Here is a 22,303-nt window from a genome sequence, read left to right on the forward strand (position 1 = left end):
CACATTGATCCATAACATATAAAACTTAACGACGAACAACACTAAATTTTTGAGTACTTGTTTTGATCTTATCTCTCCAGTCTTTACCTACAGGAACCAATAAAGCTGTTGCTGTATAACCACTACCTATTACTATTTTTTTAGGAACATTCATTATAACACTAGTTCTTCCTGAGCCTTTACTTACTTTAACACTCATTAGATCTAACCATTTATGTTGCGGATCTCTAATTTCTACTTGGATTTCTCGTTCTTGATTTACATCATATTCTACACTAAAAGTAAAATTCTCCGACTTTTTTTGATTGGGCACCTCTAATAATTCAATAAATTCTTCTTTTGGAGGAATATACGTTGAAACTCCTTCTGTACTGGCTGATTTAGTACCGTTAGTCACGTTAAATTTTCGAGAAGTATTTTTGATTTTATCTTGCCAATCTTTACCTACCGGTAATAATAAAGATATTGCTTTATAATCATTAGCAATCTCTGCTGTATTAGGTATTTTTACAGTAACAAAAATCGTTTCAGAACCCTCTGGTACTGTTACTTTTTTTGATCCTAACCATTGTTTTCGCTGATTCCTGATCTCTACAACAATATCTCTTGCTTTCTTTGCTGTGTATTTTAATTCAAAAGTATAGCGATCAGCTGGTTTTTGATCTGGCAAAGGCATTATTTCAAGATTTTCTTCCATCTCTGCGTGATCAACATTTTCTTGTGGTATCACATTAAATTCTTTTTCACTATTTACGATTTTTTCTTTCCAATCTTTACCTAGCGGAACCAATGTAGCTATTACTTTATAACCATTTCCAATTATGGCTTCATTCACTAAACCTACAGCAAGATCTATTTTTCGTGATCCTTTTTTTACGATTACTTTGTTAAATCCTAACCAAACATTTTCTGGACTTCTGATTTCTAAATGAATTTCTCGTTCTTTCTTTGCTTTATACTTTAACTTAAAATTATAACTCTTAGATGGATATTGATCTGCTACTTCTAATAATTGAACATCTTCTTCCAATACGTTTTCTCTATCTACCCCAAAAAAAGGTTTGGGTATGTTAGAGTGATTAGCAATACTATTTGAAGCTAATTCGATACTTTCATTTTTCACAATAGTATACGCGCTAATAAAACTCTCATCACCTTTAAATTTTAAACTTTTAGCATGAGAAAGCTTAGAAATTTCTTTATTTAAAATATCGGTATTAATATTATGTAATACCACATTATGATCTGTTAGATTGATTATCGATAATATTTTAGCATTGCAAGAAAACACAGCTACTAAACAAAATACAAAAACGATAATAAATTTTTCTTTTAAAGTTTTTAAAAACAAATTTGACTTCATTTTACTTGTAAATTTTAGGGTTTTATGATATAATTAATGATTAAAAAATCTTTTAAGAGTATATATATTACTCTGAAGTAAGGTCAGTTACAATAAACTTCTCATGATTACCTACTACAGATTTATCACAGGTAAAACCTGTAAGGCTACCGTTATTATGACTTACGTACAATCCATTATTTCCTTTGATAGCGCCCTCTCCTCCTAAATCAAAATTTTCAGCCTCAATAACTCCTGGCATATTATTACCGCCTCCATATTTTGTCTGTTGACCTATCGATGTCATCGTTATTAAACAAAACAAAAAAATTGTAATAGCATTTCTTTTAACCTTTTTAAAGAATAATACAATTTTTAAGACTTCTAGTATCATACGTTAAATTTTTAAATGCTTTTAATCTAAATATGTTCATTCAAACAAAAATCCAAATAATTTAACGTATGCCTTGTAAGATATATCCTATTTATTACCACACATGGTTAATTCTCTGCGAATAAATTGCAATTTACAAGTATAGCTTTTGAAGATAAGAAGAGGACAAGAAGTATTAATTCATATTTAAAAAGTTGTGTATTAGCCCCAGACTAAAGCACAAAAATATTAGCCATTGTTATATAACAGCTTCAAAAAATCTCTTTAGATAATTAGCATGTAATTTTAAAGATTTTATACGATTAAAATCCTTTATTTTGAACGGGAAACAATTTTTGTTCGGATAGTTTTCCATCAGTGTAATAGCTCCAAATACCATCCTTACGATCTCTCTTATAGTTTCCTTCTATAATCAAATCACCGTTGGTATTGTAATATTTGGTTATACCATGAAGCTGGTCATTTTCGTATATAAACTCCTTAATAACAATACCTTTTTCTGAATAAATTAGTCTTTTACCTTGTCTTTTTCCATTAACATATGAGGTACTTTCTGTTAATTGACCACTTTCAAAATATGTACGTTGCTCTCCATCAAGTTTTCCCGACAAGTAATGTTCAGTCATCATAATTTTTTTAGAACTATTATGATAATATTCCCATAACCCTATTCGTTCTTTGCCAATCATTTGACCTTGACTTATCACTTTTCCCTTTTGGGTAAAATATTTAACCTTAACAGTATCACTATTTTTTGAAAATGTTTTTACAGCTGTAGGAGAATCACCGCTGCTAGGTTTGTAGAATTTAAAACTCCCTATCTCTTTCCCATGATCAAAAGTACCTTCATATCGAATTTGATCACTATTATCATATTTCTTTCGCCATTTACCGTGTCGTTTACCTTCACTATCATATTTATTGTACTCTTGCCCTAAAATGGGTAAACATGTAAACATTAAAACACAAAATAACAATATACTTCGCATAACTACTATTTAATTTGGGACATTATTTCAACGAAAGTAACTTCCAAAAAGTATACCAATATTATAAAATCATAATGATAAAATGAAGTCGAAAGCATAAAAAAGCTCCAAAGAGGAGCTTTTTTATAAGATATTTAAAAATAAATTATTTCTTCTTGGTATTTTTTTGCTGTTCTGCTTGCTCCATTAGCTCTTTCATCTTTTTCTGGAATTTACCCTGTTTTTTAGGTTTTTTCTTATTTTCTTGAATCTTAGCATGGATTTTATCTTCATTGATGATTACATTTTTAATCACCAACATAATACCAATGGTAATCAAATTAGAAACAAAATAATACAATGATAATCCACTTGCATAGTTATTAAAGAAAAATAACATCATCACCGGAGACAAATACATTATGAATTTCATATTTGGCATTCCTGGTTGTTGTGTTTGCATTGTTTGTCCAGTAGTCATCGTCATATAAATAAAAATTGCAACTGATGCTAAAATTGGAAATAAACTAATATGATCCCCATAGAAAGGAATAGTAAACGGTAACTGAGCTATATTATCATAACTAGATAAATCATCTGCCCACAAGAAACTCTTTTGACGTAACTGAAAAGCACTTGGGAAAAAGTTAAATAAAGCATAGAAAACAGGAATTTGCATTAATGCAGGCAAACAACCACTCATTGGATTAACACCAGCTTTGCCATATAACGCCATAGTTTCCTGTTGCTTCTTCATCGCATTGTCCTTATATTTTTCGTTAATTTCTGTAATCTCTGGTCGCAAAACTTTCATTTTTGCTTGTGACACATATGACTTATAAGTCACTGGAGACAGAACAATACGAACAATAATAGTCATTACTATAATAGCAATACCATAAGGAAGGAAGCTACTTAAAAATGCAAAAAACGGAATAAATAAGTATTTATTTATGATTCCAAAAATCCCCCAACCCAAAGGTACTATTTCATCCAAATTACGGTCATATGTATTTACAATTCTATAATCTGTTGGTCCATAATACCAATCCATAGCATAATTAAGCTCTCCACCTTGTAATTCTAATGGCATAGATGCAGAAAACTCTTTGGTAACCTTGATATCTTTATCATCTAAATCTGTAGACCCAGCAAGGTTTTTTGAAGTAAAAGATGCTTTTTTAAATGGTGTATCTGTTAACAATACAGAAGTAAAGAAATGTTGATTAAATGCTATCCAAGATACATTTTCTTCTTCATCATCTGTAAACTCTCCTGCTCCCAAATAATCATCTTTATCACCATCATACTCATATTTAAGTTCTGTATAACGATTTTCATAAGCTGCACTTTTAGCATGTCTAATCCCTTGAAGTTTCCAATCTAGGTTTACCGTTTGACTACTATTAATTACTTGTTGTAATCCTTGAGATCGAATTGTAAAATCAACCATATATTCATTTGGCTTTAACTCATATCTATACTCAAGGTATTTTGTATCAGAAACTTTAAGTTTCATGGATAAGATTGTATTCTCTCCGTTTTTGGTCACTGTAGGTTCAAAAAACAGGTCTTTGGTATTTAGAATTCTATTATCTGTAGTCCCAAAATTAATATTTAAAGAAGCATTTTTGCCATCCTTAATCAAATACACGGGTACAGAATCATAGGTCTTAAAGTTTTTTAATAATGCCTCAGAAATGTATCCTCCTCTATTATTTACTTTTAAACTTAATACTTCGTTTTCTACTTTGGTAAATTCTTCTTTTGCAGATGCTAAACTAGCTGAGTACGCAAATGCACCCAATTGAGATTTTGCATTTGAGAGTGCCACAGAATCTTGCGGATTAACAACAATAGGTTTGCTTTCTTGAACAAAATCTGGGGTTGTATCCTTATTATCTGCCTCTTTCTCGTTTGCTACTTGTTCTTCTTTAGCTTTTTCTGCTTCAATTTCTTCAGGAGTCGGCTGATTTAAATAGAACATCCAAACGATGATTCCAAAAATAAGTGCAAATCCAATTATCGAGTTAAGATCAAATTTCTTTTCTTCCATTTATGTAAGTATAAAAAGCCTTTATCCGATAACTCAGAAAGGCTTTTGTCTATTTATATTTATTTATTTTTCAAAGGTCGGATTAGAATTCGTATACTAGTAATTCTTAGTTGGTATCAAAATTTGCTATTATACTTATTTCAAAAATTATATATTGTTATATCCTGTTGTCAATTATCTAGCCAATTACTATTCTTGTGACACTTTGGCATTCTTACTATTTTTTGAATATTCTACCGCAGCTTTTACAAAAGCTATAAACAATGGATGTGGATTAGCCACAGTACTCTTATATTCTGGGTGATATTGCACACCCACAAACCAAGGGTGATTTGGCAATTCTATAATTTCTACCAATCCTGTTTTGGGATTAACACCTGTGGTTTTAAGCCCTGCATTTTCTAATTGCTCCTTATAATTATTATTATATTCATAACGATGGCGATGGCGTTCTTCAATCAGTGACTTTCCGTATGCTTCATACACAATACTACCTTCTACTAATTCACACTCCCATGCACCTAATCGCATTGTGCCTCCCATATCTGTAATACTCTTTTGTTCTTCCATAAGATCAATTACGGGGTGCGGAGTATTTTCATCTACTTCTACAGAACAGGCATCTTTTAACCCTAAAACATTACGAGAATACTCGATAACGGCCATCTGCATTCCTAAACAAATTCCAAAAAACGGTAACCCATTTTCTCTTGCAAATTGCACTGCTTTTATTTTTCCTTCTATACCGCGCTCACCAAATCCGGGAGCGACCAAAACTCCATCCAGGTGAGCAATTTTCTTCTTTATTGTTGTATCTGTAATGTATTCTGAATGAATACTTACTACATTAACTTTTACTTCATTTTCTGCACCTGCATGAATAAACGCCTCAAGAATTGATTTATAAGAATCTTGTAATTCTACATATTTCCCTATAAGCCCAATAGTAACTTGATGTTTTGGATTTTTATGTCTTTGTAAAAAGCTATTCCAATTATCAAGGTTAGGAACGTTATCATCTCTAAGTACCAATTGTTTTAGCACAACTGCATCCAAGCCTTCTTCGAGCATCAAATTAGGCACATCATAAATAGTCGAGGCATCTATAGACTCTATTACTGCTTCTTGTTTAACATTACAGAAAAGTGCTAATTTCCTACGTAAATCGTCCGATAATTCATGTTCTGTTCTACATACCAGAATATCTGCTTTTATACCACTTTCCATCAAAGTTTTTACACTGTGTTGGGTTGGCTTGGTTTTTAACTCTCCTGCTGCAGAAAGATAAGGTATTAGGGTTAAATGAATCACTAAAGCATTAGAATCTCCAAGCTCCCATTTTAGTTGACGTACAGCCTCTATATATGGTAAAGATTCAATATCTCCAACCGTACCTCCAATTTCAGTAATTACGATATCATAGTTCCCGCTTTTACCTAAAATCTGAATTCTTTCTTTTATTTCATTAGTGATATGAGGAACTACCTGAACTGTTTTTCCTAAAAATTCTCCACGTCGTTCTTTTTCAATAACACTTTGATAAATTCTACCTGTAGTTACATTATTAGCTTGAGAAGTTGGTGTATTTAAAAATCTTTCATAATGTCCCAAATCCAGATCTGTTTCTGCTCCGTCATCAGTTACATAGCATTCTCCGTGTTCATAAGGATTTAAAGTTCCTGGATCAACATTAATATACGGATCCAGTTTTTGAATTGTAACTCTATATCCCCTTGCCTGTAATAGCTTTGCTAAGGAAGCAGCTATAATTCCTTTTCCTAAAGAGGAAGACACACCTCCGGTTACAAAAACATATTTGGTATTAGCCATGTAAACTAAATATTAGTAAGATTGTATTAAAATTTTGCGCAAAAATACAAAGAAGTCACGAAATCATACATTGAAAATCAATCAATATTACATAACTTTTCCATATTCCGTTAACAACGTAAAAAACTGAAAATGAATTCACAACAAGCTCAAAAAATAAAATCCCGACATCAGACGGGATTTTTATAATTAAAAAGTGTGTATTTATTCTTCTTCTTCTGAAGCTTTATCTTCTTCTGGCTCAGAGAAATCATTCATTCCTTTTGCTTGAAGAATATTATACCAGTGAATTACTTTTTTCATGTCACTCACATAAACTCTATCTTCATCATAATCTGGTAAGACTTCACTAAAATAAGCTTCTAATTTATTTTTTGATTCTTTATGGCTTATTGCTTGCTCTCCATTTTCTTTCTCCTGAATCTTTTTAAAGATTTCTCGCAATGGCACCTCCTCTGTGAATGTATAAATCGCAATTTCGCTTAATACACTTACATTATGTCTAATACTTACAGACAGTCTTTTCCCATCTAATAAGGATTCAGCCAAAAACCCACTTCGTGTTTGCGTTTTTAACTCATATAAACCAGGTTTACCCGAAATTGCTAATATTTTATCTAAGCTCATATATGTTCGTTTCAAAGTTGGCAAATATCAGTAGTTCGTTTTAAAAAATCAAACATTAACCAACATAAATATTTAAAAGTAAATTATCTCCCTTTTTTCACTAAAGGAAAACGCATTCGATATTCAGAATTAATTTTACCCTTAGAAATATTCGCCAGTTTTCCTTTTATTAACCTTTTTTTAAGACTAGATAGTTTATCCGTAAACAAAATTCCTTCTATATGATCATATTCATGCTGAATTACTCTTGCTGCTAATCCACTATAAACCTCTGTATGCTCAACAAAATTCTCATCAAAATAATTAATTTTTATAGTTTCATTTCGAAAAACATCTTCTCTAATATCAGGGATACTCAAACAACCTTCTGTAAAGGCCCACTCTTCTCCAGTTTCTTCTAAAATTTGAGCATTAATAAAAACTTTCCTAAAACCTTTTAATTGATTTACTTCTTCCTCAGATAATTCTTCATCCTCAGAAAAAGGTTCTGTATCTACCAAAAACAAACGTATCGGAAGTCCAATCTGAGGAGCAGCCAACCCTACTCCATGGGCATTATACATAGTTTCAAACATATTATCCAGTAATTCAGATAATTTAGGATAATCTTTTGTTATCTCTTTTCCTTTTTTTTTCAATACCGGATCTCCGTATGCTACAATTGGAAGTATCATATATTTCTTACTTATTTTCTATTAATTTACTGATTATAAAGATAATCCTGCAGTATAATCGTTGCACTAATTTGATCTACTAACGCCTTATTCCTTCGTTTCTTTTTTGAAATCCCACTAGCAAGCATTGTGTCAAAAGCCATCTTTGAAGTAAAACGTTCATCAATTCTTTTTACAGGAATATTAGGAATTTCTTCACTTATTTTTTTTAAAAATGGTTGAATCAACTTCTCACTTTCTGAAGGAGCTCCATGTAATCTTTTTGGTTCTCCTACTATAAAAAGTTCGACTTCTTCCTTAGATATATATTCTTTTAACCAAGATAATATATCCTTGGTGTCAACAGTAGTCAAACCAGAAGCTATAATTTTAGATTCATCTGTCACCGCAATCCCACAACGTTTTCCTCCATAATCTATTGCCAAAATTCGCCCCATATCTATTTTTCTGCAAAAATATAACATTATTATAAAAACACCTTATTTATTAATGGATTCCTAAAATATGCTCAATCAGTATTTTTTTCCAACTAAGCTATTATCTTTACCAAAATTTTTTAATCGATGAACCAACTAAAGGAAACCATAGAAAAAGCTTGGGAAAACAGAGAGCTTTTAAAAGAATCAAATACGCAAAGCGCGATAAGAGAAGTTGTTAATTTATTAGATGCCGGAGAGCTAAGAGTTGCTGAACCTATTGAAGGAGGTTGGCAAGTTAATGAATGGGTTAAAAAAGGAGTTGTACTCTATTTCCCCATTCAAAAAATGGAAACTCTTGAAGCAGGAATCTTTGAATATCATGATAAAATCCCATTAAAAAAGGGATATGAAGCAAAAGGGATTCGAGTGGTACCAAATGCTGTAGCACGTCATGGAGCTTATATTTCTCCAGGTACTATCTTAATGCCTAGTTATGTAAATATTGGCGCATATGTTGATCAGGGAACAATGGTAGATACATGGGCAACTGTAGGTAGTTGTGCACAAATTGGTAAAAATGTGCATCTAAGTGGAGGTGTTGGTATTGGTGGAGTATTAGAACCATTACAAGCCGCTCCTGTAATTATTGAAGACAATGCATTTATTGGATCTCGCTGTATTGTTGTTGAAGGTGTTCGTGTAGAAAGGGAAGCTGTACTTGGAGCTAACGTGGTATTAACAGCATCAACTAAGATTATCGATGTGACTGGGGATACTCCTGTAGAAAGAAAGGGAATAGTTCCTACTGGCTCTGTGGTAATACCAGGAAGTTACACCAAAAAATTTGCAGCTGGAGAATATAACGTACCTTGCGCATTAATTATTGGAAAACGAAAAGAAAGCACCGACAAAAAAACCTCTCTTAATGAAGCGCTTAGAGAGTATGATGTAGCTGTATAGTAAAAAATACATAAAGATTTTGGGCTTGTCTTTATTTTTTTTAGGCAAGCTCTATTATTTTTGACCCCGACTTATGAAGATTTTGGTTATTCAACAAAAAATGATTGGAGATGTGCTCACAAGCACTATTATTTGTGAAGCATTGCGAAAAGAATACCCTGATGCGACTATTGATTATTTAGTAAACTCAAATACAAAACCGGTTCTAACAGAAAATCCTTTTTTTGACCATATTGTAGAATTTAAAAAAGAATATCAAGATAGTAAAAAGGCTTTCTACACTTTTTTAAAAAAGATTCGGGAAACCAGATATGATCATGTCATTGATGTTTACGGGAAGTTAGAAAGTAATCTTATCACACTATTCACTGGAGCTCCAACAAAAGTGTCTTTCCACAAATGGTATACACAATTTTTATATACAAAAACGATTAAAAGAAGTTCTGACTCTATTACAAATGCTAGTATAGCAATAGAAAACAGGCTTCGTTTAATTTTTCCAGAAAATAGAATTACCGCTGAAATCACAAGGCCTAAAATATTTTTAACGAAAGAAGAAAAACAAAAAGCAGGGGAGTTTTTAGAATCCAACGGAATCAAATCAAAAACTCCGTTAATCATGATCAGCGTTTTAGGAAGTGAAACAAAAAAAACACTTCCTTTTGCCTATATGGCCAAAATGATTGATGTAATAGTGAACACAACTGGAGCAAATATCCTTTTTAATTATATCCCTAATCAAGAAAAAGATGCTCGCACTGTTTACAACCTTACTATGCCAAAAACGCAAAGGCATATTCATTTTGATGTATTTGCAAAAAGTTTACGCGGATTTCTGGCTATTCTATCACATTGTGACTCTTTAATTGGTAATGAAGGCGGGGCTGTAAACATGGCAAAAGCGTTAGACATACCAACATTTACTATTTTCTCTCCTTGGATTAATAAAAAAGATTGGAATATGTTTGAAGATGGAGAAACACAAATATCTGTCCACCTATCAGATTATTTACCAGGATTATTTTTACATAAAAACGGTAAAGAACTTAAAAAGAAATCATTAGAACTTTACCCTTATTTCAAACCAGAATTATTCATTGATCAATTATATAACTTTTTGAACAAAAACTTGTAATTTGCATTTCTAAAACCAAATCATCATAGAAAAAAAAGCTTCACATAGAGAAAAAGTTACGGCTATTGTCCCTTGCTATAACGAAGAACATAATATCAGAAAAGTATTAGAATCTGTATCATTTGCTGATGAGATTATGGTGGTTGATTCGTTTAGCACAGATAAAACTATAGAAATAGCTAAGGAATATACCGATTTTATAATCCAACGGGAATATGAATATTCTGCTTCACAAAAAAACTGGGCTATCCCACAAGCTAATCACGAATGGATTATACTTGTTGATGCCGATGAATGTGTTACACCAGAGCTAAAAGATGAAATTTTAAAAACTTTGGAAAATCCAGGAGTTGATAATATAACTGGATACTGGATAAAGCGTATGAATCATTTTATGGGAGAGCGCATAAATTATAGCGGGTGGAGAAACGATAAAGTAATCCGCCTTTTTCATAGAGATCGGTGCTCATACCAAGACAAACAAGTACATGCTGAAATAAAAACAGATGGAAAAATAGCATTTTTGAAAAACAAATTTTATCACAATACATATACAACTCTTGATGCTTATTATACAAAAATGAATAGATATGCGGCGTGGCAAGCAAATGATTATGATAAAAAAACTGGTAAATTAACTCCATATCATTTTGTTATCAAACCTTTCTGGGGATTCTTTAAACATTATATTATTCAAAGTGGGTTTAGAGATGGACTTCCTGGTTTGGTTATTGGTTACATACAAGGGTACACTGTCTTTATGAGGTATGTAAAATTATGGTTGCTTCGTAGAGATCGAAAATAAACTCAATCTTTATACTTTTTTAAACCATTCTTTTCTAAGTAGTTTTTCATTAAAAATGATATTGAAAACTGAGTTTCAGAACTAAAAAATGCCAAACTAAAACATTATTAATTACAGAAAAAACAGGTTTATCAGGTTTTTTCAAGCTTCTTCCTTATACATAAGAACTAAAGAACTATACTGATATAGTTTTGAGCAAAATCGTTCAAAATAAAATCAGATATGAATAAACAACTTATGTACCTTTTTTGTTTTTTTTACCTGGGAAGCTATGCTCAGGAAAAATTTACAATAAGTGGATATGTCAAAAACAATAATTCTGGAGAGAAACTTCTAGGAGTAAACATTATTATTGATAACGCTTATGGAACCACTACTAATGATTATGGATTTTATTCTATAAACCTTGAAAAAGGCAATCATCAGGTCGAAATTAGCTATTTAGGATATAAAACTATTAGAAAAGAAATTTTTATAGACGCCAATAAAAAAATTGATTTCGACCTAGCAGAAGAATTAGCACAACTTGATGAAATTGTAATCTCTTCTAACAAAGCACGTAAAAAAATACAATCAACAGAAATGAGTGTGGTATCTTTAAAAGGAGAAACCATTAAAAAACTTCCTGCAATATTAGGAGAACCTGATGTATTAAAATCTCTACAGTTATTACCTGGTGTATCTAGTGTCAATGAAGCATCTTCGGGATTTAATGTAAGAGGAGGTTCTGTTGACCAAAATCTAATTCTTCTAGATGATGCTACCATTTATAATGCTTCGCATTTATTTGGTTTTTTTTCTGTCTTTAATTCTAGTGCTATAAAAAATGCCAAATTATATAAAGGAGGAATTCCTTCAATTTATGGAGGTAGACTATCATCTGTATTAGATATTAAACAAAAGGAAGGTAATACCAAAAAATTTGGTGGAGAAGCCGGAATAGGCCTTATTTCTGCAAAGGCTTTAATCGAAGGCCCTATACTTAAAGGAGATAAAGAAGAAGCTTCAGGAAGTTATATGCTCGCGGGTAGAAGATCTTATATCGACTTGTTTACCTTTCTCACAGATGACTTTAAAGATAGTTCACTCTTCTTCTATGATTTTAACCTTAAAGCTAATTATGATATTAATAAAAACAATCGCTTGTTTTTATCTGGGTATTTTGGCAGGGATAAATTCGAATTAGACGGACTCTTAGGGACTTTATGGGGAAACACTTCAGGATCTTTGCGTTGGACAAGTGTACTTAATGAGAAACTCTTTCTACAAACCTCTGCTATTTTTAGTAACTACGATTATAACCTGGATAACTTAAGAACAGGGTCAGAATTTAGATGGAAATCAAGTATTTCTAATTACAATCTAAAACCAAGATTAACCTGGTTTATAAACAATAATAACACTCTTAAAACAGGGTTAGACTTCACTTATTATAACTTTAAACCAGGAAAAATCTCTTCGCTTAATGGCTCTAGTATAAACGCAGAAGAATTCAGTGATAAATTTGGGCTTGAAAATGGAATCTATATTGATTTAAAACAAAACATTTCTGACAAACTAAGCTTACAATACGGAGTAAGATGGTCCAACTTTTCTAGGTTAGGAAAAGGCGATATTCGCGAATATGAAACTGGCACGCCTCTAACTTACAATTCTGCATTAGATATTTATGAAGAAAATGAAGTATTAGGAATAACGAATTATGGATCAGGAAAACGTATTAAAACCTTCAATAATATAGAGCCAAGAGCTTCTATCAGATACCTTCTAAACGAATCCAACTCTTTAAAAGTTAGCTACAATAGAATGTATCAATATCTACACCTTATTTCCAACACTACATCCCCAACTCCTCTAGACGTTTGGTCTCCTAGCGGCCCTTATTTATCTCCTCAATATGCAGATCAATTAGCATTAGGGTATTTTAAATCTTTTCAAAATGGGAAATACGACCTTAGTCTTGAAACCTATTACAAAAAACTACAAGACGTTACAGATTTTATAGACGGTGCTGATCTTTTATTCACAGAGGAAATAGAGACACAAGTTGCCCAAGGTCAAGGAAGAGCTTACGGGCTCGAAGTACAACTTAATAAAAACGAAGGTAAACTCACAGGATGGTTAAGCTATACACTGGCTCGTGCTGAAACCAAAGTACTTGGTATCAATAACAATAACTACTACCCTAGCAATAGTGATCAATTACATGAACTAAACTTAGTTGGATTATACAAACTAAATAAACGATGGGATTTTGGAGCAAATTTTGTCTTCGGTTCAGGAAGGCCAGTTACATATCCTACAGGAAGATATGAACAAAACGGACTAGTTGTAGCGGATTATAACGATAGAAACGGAAATCGCCTACCAGCTTACCATAGGTTAGATATTTCTGCAACATTAAATCCTAAAAAAGGAAAAAATGGAAAATGGGTTTTTAGTCTTGTTAATGTATATAATCGACAAAATGCCGCTTCTATATATTTTAACGAGGTAAACGAAGTAAACGAGGTCGAAATGGCAACTGGGATGACACAAGCCACCAAATTATCATTTTTCGGAATTGTACCTAGTATATCTTATGAATTCAAGTTTTAAAAAATTATAATCATGAAAAATATATCCATAATACTATACGCCTTTTTAATTCTTATCACCTTTATATCTTGTGAAACAGATGTAACTAATGATATCGCCTTGGCAGATACCACACCGAAATTAGTAATTGATGGAGGTTTAGAACGAAATACAATAACCCCTGTTACTACACAGCGTATACGACTTACAACAACCGCAAATTTTTTATCTAATACCGATGAACCCTTTGTTGATAATGCACAGGTTATAATCACAGACGGAACAAACTCTTGGGAATTTACCCATAACAATAACGGATACTATGAAAACACAGATATTCTTCCAGAAATTGGGAATACCTACACCATTAATATAGTATGGAATGGAGAAACTTATCAAGGTTCTGACACCCTATCTGAAGCACCAAAATTTGATGATTTTTATTTCGAATTTGAAGAAGAAACTATAGTTAGCGATGAGGGATATTTTGTGAAATTTGACACTACAGATCCTGCTAATGTGGCCAATTATTATTACTATAGACTTTTTAAAAATGGAGAGTTCACTATTGTTCCTGATGCTGGTAATAGTGAAGTATTAGTAGTATCTGATGAATTTTTTGATGGACAGCAACGCATTGGGGTTAACCCTAACGATGAGATTGCTTTTGAAGTTGGAGAATTAGCTACAGCTCAGCAATTATCAATATCAGAATCTTATTTTGACTATCTTAAAGAATTATTTATACAAACAGGAAATTTAGGGAATCCTATAGTTGGCAACCCTCCTCCTGCATCAATACGAGGAAATTTAATAAATTTAGATAATAACACTAATCGTGCTTTAGGCTATTTTTACACTGTGGATATTGAAGAAGATACGATAACTATAACTGAAAACTAAAACCATAAACATTGAAAGCTAACAGAATATACTTCTACCTCTTCATTATTCTTTTGTTTAATACACTTCACTTCATTAGTGAAGTGTATACTAGCAGTCTGGAAGAAGGCATCTCAGAAACGATTATTCTGTTACCGACGACTTTTCTATTTACGGTATTTGTTTTTTGGACTCGAATGCTCATTAAAAAACATATTGCCGATAAAATCATATTTCAAGAAAACAAATCAAAAACCTTAGGCTTTTGGGGTTTAGTTATCATACTCAAAACTGTAGTCTTGACTTTTATGATAATGCCAGTAACCAATTATTTTTTTGATGATGACGATCCCCCGGGAGAGCCTTTCTTCGGACTAACTTTCTGGAGTATTTTAATAGTTAATTTTTCTATTATTACATTTTTATATTTTATTGAAATTTTTCTAGAAATGCAGAAAGAAAAACAAGATATAAAAGTTAAGCTAACACAGTATCAAAGTGAGAAATCAATAGCTCAGTATTTAACTTTAAAGAAACAGTTAAACCCTCATTTTCTTTTCAATAGTTTTAATAGTTTAATGGGATTAATTACTATTGACAGCAAAAAAGCTGAATATTTTTTGCAAGAATTATCTAATATCTACAGATATAATTTAACGCAAAGCGAAGAAGTAGTCGTTCCTCTAAAAAAAGAACTTCAGTTAATTTACTCTTATATGTCTTTGCAAAAAATAAGGTTTGGAGAATATGTTAGCATGGAGGATAACATCGAAGAAAACAAGCTTAATTTCTTAATTCCTCCCATGACTTTAGAATTATTGTTTGAAAATGCTATTAAACATAATATTATAGAAAGTAAAAAGCCTTTAAAAATATCCATCATAAGTGAAGGATCAACAATTAAAGTAACCAACAATTTTCAGCCTAAAAACAACAACTACGAAAAATCTCTAGGGATTGGTCAAAAAAACTTAATTAATCAATATAAAATGTTACATACAGAATCTCCAAGTTTCGAAATACTCAATGGTAACTATATTGCTTATATCCCTTTAATTGAACCTGAATTATGACTAAAGCCATCATTATAGAAGATGAAAGTATTGCAGCAATTAGATTACAAAATCTAATTCATGAAGTAAATGATCAAATTACAATCATAAAAGTACTTTCTTCTGTAAATGAATCTATACATTATTTATCTTCGGAAAACCCCGATTTGATTTTTTTGGACATTAATTTATCTGATGGGTATTCTTTTGAAATTTTTAAAATACTTGAAATTAACATCCCAATTATATTTACTACTGCTTATTCTGAATATGCCATCAAAGCTTTTGAACAAAATAGTATTGATTATTTATTAAAACCTATAAATAAAGAAGCATTACAACGTAGTATTAGCAAATTTTCATTGCTTAACAAAAAAGAACTTCCAAAATACAAAGATTTATATCTACATAATGGACAAGGTTTTAAAAAAAGGTTTTTGGTAAAAATGAATTCTAGTTTAAAAACTGTTGACATTACTGAAATTGCTTATTTCTATACCCAAGAAAAACTTACTTTTATAGCGCTTTGGAGTGGAAAAAAAATGCCTATCGACTTTTCACTAAAAAAACTAGAATTAGAATTAGACCCCTCTGTTTATTTTAGAATTAACAAAAAATACATTATAAACTTAAAGTCTATTGGCGAAATGTATTATACTTCAAAATCTAGAATAAAAGTATCATTAAATCCATCGCCCAATGAGGATAACATATTCGTTGCTATAGAAAAATTAGGGAAATTTAAAAAATGGCTTTCACTATAATCAATCATTATTTACTCTCTTCTCTGTATTTCTTTTTCCAGAAAAATATTTTCCTTTTCAAAGCTCTTTTTTTGTAAAACTTCTGCTGAAAGGCTTCCGTGAGACCCCACATTTTTTGATAAATCATAGATTCATCTACACCAGTTAACTTGGCATATTCATTAGCCATAATAGCAACCATTTCTTTTTTAGGTGTTAATCGAGAAAAATTGCGAATTCTGGTATCCATATCCAAATCCTTAAATTCCATCCTATTAAGATCTACCAAATAAAAATCATACCCAGTATCTGTTTTCACAATCAAAGTATTGCCCGGCGAATGATCCAAAAATAACACTCCTTTTTCATGAAGATCATAGGTAAACTGGGTAAAAGCTCTTAAAATGTTTTCATGATCTGGATAATCTGGCTGCCTCACCAATTCTCTATAAGTAAGATTGCACTCTAATAACTCACTTACATAATAACTTTTTTTAAATAAAAATGGTGTAGTATATAAATCATAGGCCAAAGGAAATGGAGTTTTTATTTCTAGTGCTAACAAATTATTTGCATAATTATAAGATCGTTCTGCTTTTGATTTTCTAAAAAATCTATATACAATCTGATTTATAAGGTTAGGAACTTTAAATGATTTAATCGTATACTTTTCACCTCCAATTTCTACAATCTTAATAACATTACGTTCTGCATCACCTAGTATATCATTGTAAGTTTCAAAGTTCTTAATCGTCTCTTTAACTTCATCTTGAATTCCTATATATTCAGAATGTATAACAAATTTATTTCGCATCCTTTATAAGCTAGTTTTTATAAGTAGCTACTGTAGCATATTGAGGGTATTTTATATCCATATGGGCAAAAAACAAAGGGATATTATATAAATATGGCCTAATAGATTTACTTCCATTAATACCTTCATGTTCCTTTACTTCAAACCCTAATTCCTCATACATCCTTTTAATACTTTTACCCGTAAAGAAACGAAGATGTGTTTTATCCATTACTCCATGCCCTTCATACTTCCAATCTTTTTTAAACAACACTTTCAAAAAGGTATTGTAGTATCTCACATTAGGAATGGAACTAATTACTACTCCACCTGGTGTCAATTTATGTTTTACCTTATCCAAAACCATATAAGGATCCACAAGGTGTTCTAATACATCATTAAAGTAAATAACATCAAAATATTTATCTGGTAGCTCATCCAAGTAATCTTCGCACTTCCCAGAAAACACTTTATCCAATCTTTCATTTGCTATTTGGGCTTCATCATCCATATATTCTATTCCCCAGATCTCTGCTCCTGTTTTTTCTTTAAGTGCAATAGCAAAAGCTCCATTACCACATCCTATATCTATTATTTTTTTTGCAGTATCCGGAAGATATTTGATCATTTCATGTCGAATATTATCATAATATCCCTGAGGTTTATTCTCGTAATCCATGGGTTTTGATTTTTGCAAATATATTCAAATAATAAGCACTATTCTACAGATAATATCATATTGAATTATTATAATTATTTTTGATGTCAAATTCTTATGATGAAAATCCGTTACTTTGCAAAATAAATCATTCTAAATGAAGGCATATCCCACATGTTCCTTGGTTACTCCCACCTACAATTGGCCTGAAGCCCTTGAACTATTACTTTTAAGCATAAAAAAGCAAACGCATTTACCCAATGAAGTAATTGTTGCCGATGATGGATCTGGAGAAGATACGGCATTACTAATCAAGAAGATGCAGAAAGACTTTCCTGTTCCATTATATCACATCTGGCACGAGGATAATAAAAATCAAAAACCGGCAATTATGAATAAAGCAATTGCCAGTGCTAAATATGATTATATTGTTGAGATTGATGGTGATATTATTATGCATAAAGACTTTGTAAAAGATCATCTTTCATTAGCAGAAAAAGGAGTGTTTTTATATGGAAGTCGTGTTAATATTCAGGAAAATTATTTAAATACCCTTTTTGAAAAAAAACAAACGCATTTTCATTTCTTTTCAAAAGGCATTAAAAAAAGAGGGCGAACATTGCGTATTCCTTTTTTAGCAAAAAGATATAAAAAAGAAGATCAACGATCATCTAAACTAAGAGGGTGTAATATGTCTTTCTGGCGAGAAGATTTTCTTAAAGTAAATGGTTTTAACGAATCACTAACAGGATGGGGAATTGATGATAGTGAGATGATTCAACGTCTGCTTAATATTGGTATCAAAGGAAAAAGATTAAAATTTAAAGGTATTGTTTTTCATATATATCATCATGAACAGGACAAAAGCCATATTCACCTTAATGAAATTATAGAAAAAGAAACTACTGAAAAAGGAGTTACTTATATAGAAAAGGGTGTAGATCAATATCTAAAAAAATAATGTATGTATGATATTTCAGTTATAATCATTAATTATAATTCTGAGGAATATACGATTAACTGTATCAAATCTCTTATAAAACATACTTCTCCTCAATTATCTTGTCAATATATAATAGTAGACAATGGTTCTGAGAAAGAGAGCTATCAAACATTAAAAAAGTATATTGACACCATTGATATAGATGCTACAATAGAGCTCACTAGAAGTAATATAAATACAGGGTTTGGAAGTGGTAACATGATTGGAGTGCAAAAAGCTACTGGCAAATACTTAGCTTTTATCAATAATGATACTATTCTAGAAAGTGATTGTCTTTCTTCTTTGAAAAATTTTATGGATACAAATACCAATGCTGGCGTTTGTGGACCTCAAGCATTTAATGAGGATAAAAAAATACTCCCCACTATTGATCATTTTGCTTCTTTAGGGAGAGAAATCTTAGGAAGAAAGTTCTTAGAGAAATTAAACTCTAAAAAGTACCCAAAAAGAAAAAGGCTATACACAGAACCTCAACAAGGACAATTTGTGGCCGGAAGTTTTATGTTTTTTAGAGCTAATGATTTTAATTTGGTGGGCGGTTTTGATACTAATATTTTTCTGTATTATGAAGAAACAGATATTTGTAAACGTTTATCCAAAATAAATAAATCTGCGTTTCTTGTTCCTGATGCTACTTTTATACATTATCATGGGGCAAGTACTGAAAAATCTGTAAAAATAAAGATAGAACTAAAAATATCATTACTATATGTTATCAAAAAACATTATGGTATGCTATCATTTTATGTACTATTAACATATTTACAGATCAGGTATTTTTTCAGCAGTATCATAAAACCTAAGTATTGGCCTCTGTTTTATACACTTTTACTACAGGCTCCATTAACGAGGTCATTAAAACATAAACAACAAATCAAACCTATTGATATTTAATACAAAGTAATGGTTGATCAACAAATAGAATTAGAAAAGACACTTACAACATTAAAAAAAGGGGGAATTATTCTTTATCCAACAGATACTGTCTGGGGTATTGGTTGTGATGCTACTAATGCAGACGCTATAGATAAGATATTTGCGCTAAAAAAACGAATAGAAAGCAAGTCTATGATATGTCTTGTCAGTGATTTTAAAATGCTACAACAATATGTAGAAGAAGTTCCTGAGGTGGCTTATGATATATTAAAATATGCTACAAAAGCAACTACAATAGTTTATGACAGACCATTACGAGTTGCCGAAAATATAATAGCAGATGACAATACCCTAGGAATTCGAGTAGTCAGAGATCCTTTTTGTGGAAAATTAATTCGGAAATTAAAAAGACCCATTGTTTCTACATCAGCTAATATTAGCGGTACATCTACTCCAAAAAACTTTGAAGAAATAGCTTCTGCTATTTTGGAAGGCGTAGACTATGTTGTAAATTTGCCACTACAAAATAAAGGTGCAAAACCTTCTTCAATTATCAAAATAGGAGGCGATAGTACCGTAAAAATTATCAGGAAGTAAATTGATTCATGTCGGAAGCTAAAAATTACAAAGACGCTCTACAACATCCAATTTTTAAAACGATTACCCAGGCATCAGAACATCTAAAATTAGAGAGCTATGTTATAGGGGGATTCGTGAGGGATTACGTTTTACAAAGAGGAACTGCCAAAGATATTGATATTGTCGCTGTGGGTAGTGGTATTAAATTGGCGAAAGAAGTTTCTAATCTTCTTCCCAATAAGCCCAAAGTGCAGGTATTTAAAACCTATGGCACTGCAATGCTAAAATTAGATGATATTGAAGTAGAGTTTGTAGGAGCAAGAAAAGAATCATATACAGAAGATAGCAGAAATCCAGTAGTCGAAAACGGAACGCTTGAAGATGACCAAAATAGACGAGATTTTACTATTAATGCTCTCGCCCTTCATTTATCAAATAAAAATTTTGGGGATTTATTAGATCCTTTCCAAGGTTTACAGGATTTACAGGAAAAAATAATTCGTACTCCGCTAGATCCAAACATTACCTATTCTGATGATCCGCTACGAATGATGAGAGCAATTCGTTTTGCGACTCAACTTAATTTTAAAATTGAAACCACTTCTTTAAAAGCTATAACATATAATAAGGATCGTATTAAAATCATTACAAAAGAACGAATTGTTGTAGAATTAAATAAGATTCTTCTTAGCGACAAGCCTTCTGTTGGTTTTAAATTACTCGAAAAAACAGGACTTCTATCCTACATCCTTCCAGAATTAATGGCTTTAAAAGGAATTGATGAGATTGAAGGACAACGTCATAAAGACAATTTTTATCATACCCTAGAAGTTGTAGATAATATATCTCAAAACACAAATGATCTCTGGTTACGTTGGGCTGCATTATTACATGATATTGGTAAAGCTCCCACAAAAAAATTCAGCAAAAAAGTGGGATGGACTTTTCATGGACATGAATTTGTGGGATCTAAAATGGTATTTAAGCTATTCAAGCGCCTAAAAATGCCGATGAATGAAAAAATGAAATTCGTTCAGAAGATGGTACTTATGAGCTCTAGACCTATTGTAATCGCATCCGAAGTTACCGATTCTGCAGTACGAAGGCTAATTTTTGATGCTGGAGATTATATCGAAGAATTAATGACGCTTTGCGAAGCAGATATCACCACCAAGAATCCCAAACGATTTAAAAAGTATCATCATAACTTTAAGATTGTAAGGCAAAAAATGGTAGAGGTAGAAGAACGTGATCAAGTTCGTAATTTCCAACCTCCGGTTACAGGAGAAGAAATTATGAAGACTTTTAATATTAGACCTTCCAGAGAAATTGGAATCATCAAAGAAGCAATCAAAGAAGCGATTTTGGAAGGGGAAATATTAAATGATCATGATGCTGCATATGATTTTATGATAAAAAAAGGAAAAGAGTTAGGATTAAAAAGTAGCTAAGGAACAAAGAATCTAAGTTTCAAAAAAATTATAACATTATAGTTTTTGAGACTTAATCAAATACATAGTGAATCATGAGTACATTCAGAAACTTAATCATTTGGTAAAAGTCAATGGAATTAGTCACTAGAATATATATTGAAACAAAAACATTTCCAAAGGAAGAACTATATGGATTGACTTCTCAAATCAGAAGAGCATCTGTATCAATCCCAAGTAATATTGCTGAAGGATATGGAAGAATGGGCAAAAATGATTACTTAAGATTCTTAAACATTGCAATAAGTTCACTTTTCGAGTTACAGACTCAATTAGAAATAGGCAAAAATCTTTCTTTTTTACAAGAAAACAACTTCAATATTTTATTTGAAGATACAAGAGAAATTGAGCGTATGCTAGTTAGTTATATCAAAAAAATTAAAGATTCTTAATAAAATTATACCATCTTAGATTCTAAGATTCTTAATATCTCAGAGTCT

The 22,303-nt window shown here is 31.4% G+C and carries 22 protein-coding genes; 12 read left to right on the forward strand and 10 right to left on the reverse strand.

The annotated features are described in order from the left end of the window. Nucleotides 1-25 precede the first annotated feature (25 nt). The 8 genes from DK442_RS16850 to ruvX form a co-directional block, all read right to left on the reverse strand. Nucleotides 26-1,363 carry a hypothetical protein gene (locus DK442_RS16850; RefSeq protein WP_109437069.1) on the reverse strand — a complete coding sequence of 446 codons (1,338 nt, stop codon included), beginning with the start codon at nt 1,361-1,363 and terminating at the stop codon, nt 26-28. A 67-nt stretch (nt 1,364-1,430) separates the two neighbouring features. Then, entirely contained in the window at nt 1,431-1,736 is a 306-nt protein-coding gene (locus DK442_RS16855) for a hypothetical protein (protein ID WP_109437070.1), read from the reverse strand. Between the two features lie 302 nt (nt 1,737-2,038). After that, nucleotides 2,039-2,725 (reverse strand): toxin-antitoxin system YwqK family antitoxin, encoded by a 687-nt coding sequence (locus DK442_RS16860; protein ID WP_109437071.1) that lies wholly within the window; start codon nt 2,723-2,725, stop codon nt 2,039-2,041. Nucleotides 2,726-2,870: 145 nt separating this feature from the next. Further along, nucleotides 2,871-4,760 (reverse strand): membrane protein insertase YidC, encoded by a 1,890-nt coding sequence (gene yidC / locus DK442_RS16865; protein ID WP_109437072.1) that lies wholly within the window; start codon nt 4,758-4,760, stop codon nt 2,871-2,873. A 189-nt stretch (nt 4,761-4,949) separates the two neighbouring features. After that, the gene (locus DK442_RS16870; protein WP_109437073.1) at nt 4,950-6,590 is read right to left on the reverse strand and encodes a CTP synthase; all 1,641 of its coding nucleotides are present in this window, start codon (nt 6,588-6,590) and stop codon (nt 4,950-4,952) included. Nucleotides 6,591-6,794: 204 nt separating this feature from the next. Next, on the reverse strand, nt 6,795-7,217 hold the full coding sequence (locus DK442_RS16875; protein ID WP_109437074.1) for a DUF5606 domain-containing protein: 423 nt from the start codon (nt 7,215-7,217) through the stop codon (nt 6,795-6,797). A gap of 83 nt (nt 7,218-7,300) precedes the next feature. Then, complete coding sequence (gene def / locus DK442_RS16880) at nt 7,301-7,891, reverse strand: peptide deformylase (protein ID WP_109437075.1); 591 nt, start codon at nt 7,889-7,891, stop codon at nt 7,301-7,303. 26 nt (nt 7,892-7,917) lie between these two features. Continuing rightward, a complete protein-coding gene (gene ruvX / locus DK442_RS16885; protein ID WP_109437076.1) occupies nt 7,918-8,328 on the reverse strand; it encodes a Holliday junction resolvase RuvX in 411 nt (136 codons plus the stop codon). Between the two features lie 126 nt (nt 8,329-8,454). Between ruvX and DK442_RS16890 the strand changes: the two genes are divergently transcribed. The 7 genes from DK442_RS16890 (at nt 8,455) to DK442_RS16920 (ending at nt 16,485) form a co-directional block, all read left to right on the forward strand. Next, nucleotides 8,455-9,270 carry a 2,3,4,5-tetrahydropyridine-2,6-dicarboxylate N-succinyltransferase gene (locus tag DK442_RS16890; protein WP_109437077.1) on the forward strand — a complete coding sequence of 272 codons (816 nt, stop codon included), beginning with the start codon at nt 8,455-8,457 and terminating at the stop codon, nt 9,268-9,270. Between the two features lie 73 nt (nt 9,271-9,343). After that, on the forward strand, nt 9,344-10,405 hold the full coding sequence (locus tag DK442_RS16895) for a glycosyltransferase family 9 protein (RefSeq protein ID WP_109437078.1): 1,062 nt from the start codon (nt 9,344-9,346) through the stop codon (nt 10,403-10,405). A 64-nt stretch (nt 10,406-10,469) separates the two neighbouring features. Beyond that, the gene (locus DK442_RS16900) at nt 10,470-11,210 is read left to right on the forward strand and encodes a glycosyltransferase family 2 protein (protein WP_333967953.1); all 741 of its coding nucleotides are present in this window, start codon (nt 10,470-10,472) and stop codon (nt 11,208-11,210) included. A 222-nt stretch (nt 11,211-11,432) separates the two neighbouring features. Further along, complete coding sequence (locus tag DK442_RS16905; protein WP_109437080.1) at nt 11,433-13,808, forward strand: TonB-dependent receptor; 2,376 nt, start codon at nt 11,433-11,435, stop codon at nt 13,806-13,808. 12 nt (nt 13,809-13,820) lie between these two features. Then, on the forward strand, nt 13,821-14,690 hold the full coding sequence (locus tag DK442_RS16910) for a DUF4249 domain-containing protein (RefSeq protein ID WP_109437081.1): 870 nt from the start codon (nt 13,821-13,823) through the stop codon (nt 14,688-14,690). Nucleotides 14,691-14,701: 11 nt separating this feature from the next. Further along, complete coding sequence (locus DK442_RS16915) at nt 14,702-15,742, forward strand: sensor histidine kinase (protein WP_160114230.1); 1,041 nt, start codon at nt 14,702-14,704, stop codon at nt 15,740-15,742. Continuing rightward, nucleotides 15,739-16,485 (forward strand): LytTR family DNA-binding domain-containing protein, encoded by a 747-nt coding sequence (locus tag DK442_RS16920; RefSeq protein WP_109437083.1) that lies wholly within the window; start codon nt 15,739-15,741, stop codon nt 16,483-16,485. Before DK442_RS16915 ends, DK442_RS16920 begins: the two co-directional genes overlap by 4 nt. 7 nt (nt 16,486-16,492) lie before the next feature. On the opposite strand, the gene DK442_RS16925 is transcribed toward DK442_RS16920, so the two are convergent. Together DK442_RS16925 and DK442_RS16930 are read right to left on the reverse strand one after the other, a co-directional pair. Beyond that, nucleotides 16,493-17,278 carry a Kdo domain containing protein gene (locus DK442_RS16925; protein ID WP_109437084.1) on the reverse strand — a complete coding sequence of 262 codons (786 nt, stop codon included), beginning with the start codon at nt 17,276-17,278 and terminating at the stop codon, nt 16,493-16,495. Nucleotides 17,279-17,288: 10 nt separating this feature from the next. After that, nucleotides 17,289-17,936, reverse strand: coding sequence for a bifunctional 2-polyprenyl-6-hydroxyphenol methylase/3-demethylubiquinol 3-O-methyltransferase UbiG (locus DK442_RS16930; RefSeq protein WP_200825126.1), 648 nt, complete (start codon nt 17,934-17,936; stop codon nt 17,289-17,291). Nucleotides 17,937-18,072: 136 nt separating this feature from the next. Between DK442_RS16930 and DK442_RS16935 the strand changes: the two genes are divergently transcribed. The 5 genes from DK442_RS16935 (at nt 18,073) to DK442_RS16955 (ending at nt 22,255) form a co-directional block, all read left to right on the forward strand. Continuing rightward, complete coding sequence (locus tag DK442_RS16935; protein WP_109437085.1) at nt 18,073-18,876, forward strand: glycosyltransferase family 2 protein; 804 nt, start codon at nt 18,073-18,075, stop codon at nt 18,874-18,876. Between the two features lie 3 nt (nt 18,877-18,879). Then, nucleotides 18,880-19,812 carry a glycosyltransferase family 2 protein gene (locus DK442_RS16940; protein WP_109437086.1) on the forward strand — a complete coding sequence of 311 codons (933 nt, stop codon included), beginning with the start codon at nt 18,880-18,882 and terminating at the stop codon, nt 19,810-19,812. A 9-nt stretch (nt 19,813-19,821) separates the two neighbouring features. Next, complete coding sequence (locus tag DK442_RS16945; RefSeq protein ID WP_109437087.1) at nt 19,822-20,391, forward strand: L-threonylcarbamoyladenylate synthase; 570 nt, start codon at nt 19,822-19,824, stop codon at nt 20,389-20,391. A gap of 8 nt (nt 20,392-20,399) precedes the next feature. Continuing rightward, nucleotides 20,400-21,824, forward strand: a complete 1,425-nt coding sequence (locus tag DK442_RS16950; RefSeq protein ID WP_109437088.1) for a CCA tRNA nucleotidyltransferase — start codon at nt 20,400-20,402, stop codon at nt 21,822-21,824. Between the two features lie 113 nt (nt 21,825-21,937). Further along, on the forward strand, nt 21,938-22,255 hold the full coding sequence (locus tag DK442_RS16955; protein WP_200825127.1) for a four helix bundle protein: 318 nt from the start codon (nt 21,938-21,940) through the stop codon (nt 22,253-22,255). Nucleotides 22,256-22,303 lie beyond the last annotated feature (48 nt).

The sequence above is a fragment of the Aquimarina sp. AU119 genome, from assembly GCF_900312735.1.
GTDB classification, from domain to species: Bacteria; Bacteroidota; Bacteroidia; order Flavobacteriales; family Flavobacteriaceae; genus Aquimarina; species Aquimarina algiphila.

Bases quoted from the DNA above. Each gene is read 5' to 3' on its own strand.
- DK442_RS16935 (WP_109437085.1), top strand. From the start codon at position 18,073: ATGAAGGCATATCCCACATGTTCCTTGGTTACTCCCACCTACAATTGG.
- DK442_RS16850 (WP_109437069.1), bottom strand. From the start codon at position 1,363: ATGAAGTCAAATTTGTTTTTAAAAACTTTAAAAGAAAAATTTATTATC.
- DK442_RS16890 (WP_109437077.1), top strand. From the start codon at position 8,455: ATGAACCAACTAAAGGAAACCATAGAAAAAGCTTGGGAAAACAGAGAG.
- DK442_RS16895 (WP_109437078.1), top strand. From the start codon at position 9,344: ATGAAGATTTTGGTTATTCAACAAAAAATGATTGGAGATGTGCTCACA.
- DK442_RS16910 (WP_109437081.1), top strand. From the start codon at position 13,821: ATGAAAAATATATCCATAATACTATACGCCTTTTTAATTCTTATCACC.
- DK442_RS16925 (WP_109437084.1), bottom strand. From the start codon at position 17,278: ATGCGAAATAAATTTGTTATACATTCTGAATATATAGGAATTCAAGAT.
- DK442_RS16940 (WP_109437086.1), top strand. From the start codon at position 18,880: ATGTATGATATTTCAGTTATAATCATTAATTATAATTCTGAGGAATAT.
- DK442_RS16930 (WP_200825126.1), bottom strand. From the start codon at position 17,936: ATGGATTACGAGAATAAACCTCAGGGATATTATGATAATATTCGACAT.
- DK442_RS16855 (WP_109437070.1), bottom strand. From the start codon at position 1,736: ATGATACTAGAAGTCTTAAAAATTGTATTATTCTTTAAAAAGGTTAAA.
- DK442_RS16870 (WP_109437073.1), bottom strand. From the start codon at position 6,590: ATGGCTAATACCAAATATGTTTTTGTAACCGGAGGTGTGTCTTCCTCT.
- DK442_RS16955 (WP_200825127.1), top strand. From the start codon at position 21,938: ATGGAATTAGTCACTAGAATATATATTGAAACAAAAACATTTCCAAAG.
- DK442_RS16875 (WP_109437074.1), bottom strand. From the start codon at position 7,217: ATGAGCTTAGATAAAATATTAGCAATTTCGGGTAAACCTGGTTTATAT.
- DK442_RS16920 (WP_109437083.1), top strand. From the start codon at position 15,739: ATGACTAAAGCCATCATTATAGAAGATGAAAGTATTGCAGCAATTAGA.
- DK442_RS16905 (WP_109437080.1), top strand. From the start codon at position 11,433: ATGAATAAACAACTTATGTACCTTTTTTGTTTTTTTTACCTGGGAAGC.
- ruvX (WP_109437076.1), bottom strand. From the start codon at position 8,328: ATGGGGCGAATTTTGGCAATAGATTATGGAGGAAAACGTTGTGGGATT.
- yidC (WP_109437072.1), bottom strand. From the start codon at position 4,760: ATGGAAGAAAAGAAATTTGATCTTAACTCGATAATTGGATTTGCACTT.
- DK442_RS16950 (WP_109437088.1), top strand. From the start codon at position 20,400: ATGTCGGAAGCTAAAAATTACAAAGACGCTCTACAACATCCAATTTTT.
- DK442_RS16945 (WP_109437087.1), top strand. From the start codon at position 19,822: ATGGTTGATCAACAAATAGAATTAGAAAAGACACTTACAACATTAAAA.
- DK442_RS16860 (WP_109437071.1), bottom strand. From the start codon at position 2,725: ATGCGAAGTATATTGTTATTTTGTGTTTTAATGTTTACATGTTTACCC.
- def (WP_109437075.1), bottom strand. From the start codon at position 7,891: ATGATACTTCCAATTGTAGCATACGGAGATCCGGTATTGAAAAAAAAA.